The organism is Psychromarinibacter sediminicola (genome assembly GCF_029168335.1).
Classification (GTDB): Bacteria; Pseudomonadota; Alphaproteobacteria; order Rhodobacterales; family Rhodobacteraceae; genus Psychromarinibacter; species Psychromarinibacter sediminicola.
The window spans coordinates 1-4,543 of sequence record NZ_JARGYC010000146.1; the positions used below are offsets into that span (position 1 = coordinate 1).

Below are 4,543 nucleotides of genomic sequence, written 5' to 3' on the forward strand. Positions count from 1 at the left end.
GACCCGACGTTCGCATCTGCGAGCGACCCGCCTTCCAGCCCCGGCGACAGGAATAACGTCCTTCCAACCCGACTTCTTCAGCAGCCTGTTAGGGGTTGGAGGACGCGCCCCGCGCCGCTAGGCTCTCCCGACAAGCCGGGACCATACCCGGCGCAACGGGAGGAAATCACATGACCCATATGATGGGCCGCGTCGCGCTCGCGGCGCTTGCCACCGCCTTCGCCACCGAGACCCTGGCGGTGGAATGGAACGTGTCGGTCTGGGGCCAGCGCCGCGCCTTCACCGAACATGTCGAGAAGCTGGCCGAGCTGGTCGAGGAGAAGTCGGGCGGCGACTTCACCATGAACGTCTCCTATGGCGGGCTGTCGAAGAACACCGAGAACCTCGACGGCATCTCCATCGGCGCCTTCGAGATGGCCCAGTTCTGCGCCGGCTATCACCGCGACAAGAACCGCGCGATCACGGTGCTGGAGCTGCCCTTCATGGGCGTGTCGAACCTCGACGAGGAAGTCGCCGTCTCCAACGCCGTCTACGACCATCCCGCGGTGCAGGACGAGATGGCGCAGTGGAACGCGAAGCTGCTGATGACCTCGCCGATGCCGCAATACAACCTCGTCGGCACCGGCGCGCCGAAGGACGAGCTGGAGGAATTCGAGGGCATGCGGGTGCGCGCCACCGGCGGCATCGGCGAGGCCTTCGAGGCGGTCGGCGCCGTGCCCACCTCGATGACCGCGACCGAGGTCTACAACGCCATGGAATCCGGCGTGGTCGACACCGTGGCCTTCGCCCAGCACGCGCATCTGGCCTTCGGCACCATCGACATCGCCGACTGGTGGACCGAGAACCTGAACCCCGGCACGGTCAACTGCCCGGTGGTGGCCAATATCGACGCCTACGAGGCGCTGTCCGACGAGCACCGCCGGATCCTCGATGAATCGGTGCCCGAGGCCATCGACCACTACCTCGCCAATTACGGCGAGCTGCTGGCCCGCTGGGAGGAGGTACTGGCCGAGAAGGGCGTCGAGACGGTGACGATCCCCGACGCGGAACTCGCCGCCTTCCGCGCGGAAGCCGGGCCGATCCACGACGCCTGGATCGAGGACATGTCGGCGCAGGGCCTGCCGGCGCAGGAGCTCTACGATCTCGTGCAGGACACGCTCGAGAAACAGCGCATGTCCAACTGATCCGACACAGCCCGCCCCGGCCCCGCCGGGGCGGCGCCTCCGGACCGGTCCCCGCATGTCCACCTCTTCCGTCCTTGCCGACGACAGCGCCCTGTCGCGCGCCGACCGGATCTGGCTCCGGCTGGAGGCCGGGCTGAATCTGACCGGCGGCATCGTGATCTTCATGCTGGTGCTGCTGGCCGTCTGGAACGTGCTGGGGCGCAAGCTGTTCGGCGCGCCGGTGCCGGGCTATGTCGACTGGACCCAGCAATTCATGGGCGCCTTCGCCTTTCTCGGCCTTGCCTATTGCCAGCGCGAGGGCGGGCATATCCGGATGGACATCGTCGTGGGCAAGCTGCGCGGGCGGCTGTTGTGGCTGGCCGAGTTTCTCTCGGTCGTCTTCATGATCCTGCTGACCACGGCGCTGATCTACGGCACCTGGTTCCACTTCCAGCGCTCCTTCGACTGGTCGGCGCCGCTCTGGTCGCGCGACTCCTCGATCGACATCGCGCTGCCGCTCTGGCCGGCGAAGCTCTTGGTGCCCTTCGCGCTGACGGTGCTGTGGGTGCGGCTGGCGCTGCAGATCTGGGGCTACTGGCGGGCGCTGCGCCGCGGGGCGACCAACCCGGTCGCCGTGCCGCTGGTCGAGGATCCGGCCGCCCAGGCTGCGCATGAAGCGGAGACCGTGGAGTGAGCGGCAGGGTCCGGAATTTGCGTATTTGCAACGAGAAGAAGGGCCGGGCGTGGACTCGCTGATCGACATGCGCGCGCTGCTGGAGGGCGTGGACGTCTTCGAGCTGTCGCTGTGGCTGACGGGCTTTCTGGTGATCCTGGTGGTCATCGGGGTGCGGGTGGCCTTCGCGACGGCCTTCATCGGGTTTCTGGGGCTGTGCCTGTTCTTCATGTCGCGGCAGGGGTTCGACCGGGGGCTGGTCACGGCGATGAAGCTGGCGGGGCAGATCCCGCATTCGAAATCGACGACTTACGCGCTGTCGCTGATCCCGACCTTCATCCTGATCGGCTATCTCGCCTATTACGCCGGGCTCACCCGCTACCTGTTCGAGGCGGCGCGGCGCTGGGTCGGCTGGCTGCCGGGGGGGCTGGGCGTGGCAACGGTCTTCGCGACGGCCGGCTTCGCGGCGGTGTCGGGGGCGTCGGTGGCGACCTCGGCCGTTTTCGCGCGCATCGCGATCCCGGAGATGCTGAAGCTCGGCTACGACAAGCGCTTCGCCGCCGGCGTGGTGGCGGCGGGCGGCACGCTGGCCTCGCTGATTCCGCCCTCGGCGATCCTGGTGATCTACGCGATCATCGTGGAGCAGTCGGTGGGCAAGCTGCTGCTCGCCGGGTTCCTGCCCGGCGCGGTCTCGGCGCTGATCTATGGCGGGCTGATCGTGGGGCTGGCGAAGTGGCGCCCGGCGCTGGGGCCGGCGGTTAAGGGCTTTACCTGGGGCCAGCGCTTTGCGGCGATCCCGGGGACGCTGCCGATCCTGCTGGTGGTCTTCATCATCGTCTACTCGATCTATTTCGGCTGGGCGACGCCGACCGAGGCGGGGGCGCTCGGGGCCTTCGTGGTGCTGCTGATGGCGCTGTTCCAGGGGCTGAAATGGGGCCAGCTGCGCGGCGCGCTGATGGAGGCGGCGAAGCTGACCGTCATGATCTTCACGATGATCTGGGGCGTGCTGATCTATGTCCGCTTCCTGGGCTTCGCGCAGCTGCCGGACGCCTTCGCGAATTTCATCGGCGGGCTGGAGCTGCCGGTCTACGTGACGCTGATGATGATCCTGCTGGCCTATGTGGTGCTGGGGATGTTCATGGACGCGATCGGGATGCTGATCCTGACCCTGCCGGTGACCTTCCCGGCGGTGATCGCGCTGAACGGGGCGGCGCCGGGCGAGGTCGGCGCGCTGGGGATGAGCGAGACCGACTGTGCGATCTGGTTCGGGATCATCGTGGTGAAGATGGCCGAGCTGTGCCTGATCACGCCGCCGATCGGGCTGAACTGTTTCGTGGTCGCGGGGGTGGCGCAGGACAACAAGCTGCCGATCTCGGTGCAGGACGTGTTCCGCGGGGCGACGCCGTTCTTCGTGGCGGATGTGGTGACGGTGGCGGTGCTGATCGCGTTTCCGGGGATCGTGCTGTGGCTGCCGAACCTGATGTGAGGGAAGCGTCCGAGGTTGGACGGTATGTCAAGTCCTTGGTTTCATTACCGATAGCGGTAACTGTCCGCCTGTCCGCAGGCGGTGCTGCACGTCCTGTCCGGCCCTGACGCGCTGATCGCGGGCGGCGGCGGGGGGCCGCTCAGGGCGGCCTCGGCGAACGGCGGGTGGGGTGCTGGGGCGGCCCGGCCCCGCGTCAGCGCCGGCAGCACCGGCCCGGCCGCGGAGAGGCGCCGCACCGCCGCGCCGGCGCCCAGCTTGAACCGGGCCAGGCCGGGCGCGGTCTCGGTGTCGAGGGGGCCGAGGTCCAGCCGCCGGCGGCCGTCGCGCGCGAAGTGCCGCATCGCGCGCCAGAGGAGCAGGTTGTGGGCCGCCACCGCGCGCCCCGCTACGCCGGTCCAGCCGATCTGGTAGGTGACGCCGGGCGGATGGTCGAGAAACAGCATGGCCGCGACGGTGTCGCCCCGCAGCCGCGCCGTGAAGAGCCGCATCGGCGGCCCCTCGCACGCCGCCCAGGCGGCCAGGAAGGCCGGCGGCAGGCCGCGATAGCCGCGCGCGCCGGCACGTTGCCGGTCGAGGCGGCAGAGCCAGTCCAGATCCGCCGCCGACGGGGCCGTCACGGCCACGCTCAGCCCCGCCGCCTCGGCCCGGCGCAGGCGGTTGCGCCATTTGCCGTGCATCCGCGCGCGCATCGCGCCGGTGGCGGCGCCCAGCCCGATCTCGGCCATCGCGACGGGGGTGACCAGGGGCAGGATGCCCGGCCCCGGCCCCTCCGTCTGCGCCAGGAGCAGGCGCGCGCCCGGCCCCGGCATCGCGCGCCGGAGCGCGCGCAGCGCCTCTCTGGTATCGGCGGGCCGGTCCATCCAGACCGGTCCGCGCAGAACCAGCCCCGCCGACAGCGGCCCGGCGCGGCGCAGCAGCACCTGCGCCAGGCCGTAGAACCGGCCGGCCTTCCAGATCTCGGCGCGATGCACCCGGCGCCCCATGGCGGCGACGGCGGCGCCGTAGCGCCAGCTTTGCTGCAACGCACAGGCGGTGTCGGGCAGCGCCGCGGCCCAGGCGCGGCGGTCCAGGCGATTCCAGTGGATGTCCATGCCGCCCTTTAACCCGCATGCAACCTAAGATGCGCTTAGAGTCTTTCGGGATTAACCAGGCGCATATCCCGCAGCCTGGAAATAGTTTCTGCATTCAACCGGAGAGAACAGGTCGCATATCCTGCCGAGT

General features: G+C 69.3%; 4 protein-coding genes. 3 read left to right on the forward strand and 1 reads right to left on the reverse strand.

The annotated features are described in order from the left end of the window. The first annotated feature begins 170 nt into the window (after positions 1-170). The 3 genes from P1J78_RS24225 (at position 171) to P1J78_RS24235 (ending at position 3,322) form a co-directional block, all read left to right on the forward strand. Positions 171-1,184, forward strand: a complete 1,014-nt coding sequence (locus P1J78_RS24225) for a C4-dicarboxylate TRAP transporter substrate-binding protein (protein WP_275569941.1) — start codon at positions 171-173, stop codon at positions 1,182-1,184. A 55-nt stretch (positions 1,185-1,239) separates the two neighbouring features. Continuing rightward, positions 1,240-1,857 (forward strand): TRAP transporter small permease subunit, encoded by a 618-nt coding sequence (locus P1J78_RS24230; protein WP_275569942.1) that lies wholly within the window; start codon positions 1,240-1,242, stop codon positions 1,855-1,857. Positions 1,858-1,945: 88 nt separating this feature from the next. After that, a complete protein-coding gene (locus P1J78_RS24235; RefSeq protein ID WP_275569944.1) occupies positions 1,946-3,322 on the forward strand; it encodes a TRAP transporter large permease in 1,377 nt (458 codons plus the stop codon). A 44-nt stretch (positions 3,323-3,366) separates the two neighbouring features. Here P1J78_RS24235 and P1J78_RS24240 read toward each other — a convergent pair whose 3' ends face one another. Continuing rightward, a complete protein-coding gene (locus P1J78_RS24240; protein WP_275569943.1) occupies positions 3,367-4,413 on the reverse strand; it encodes a GNAT family N-acetyltransferase in 1,047 nt (348 codons plus the stop codon). Positions 4,414-4,543: the final 130 nt, after the last annotated feature.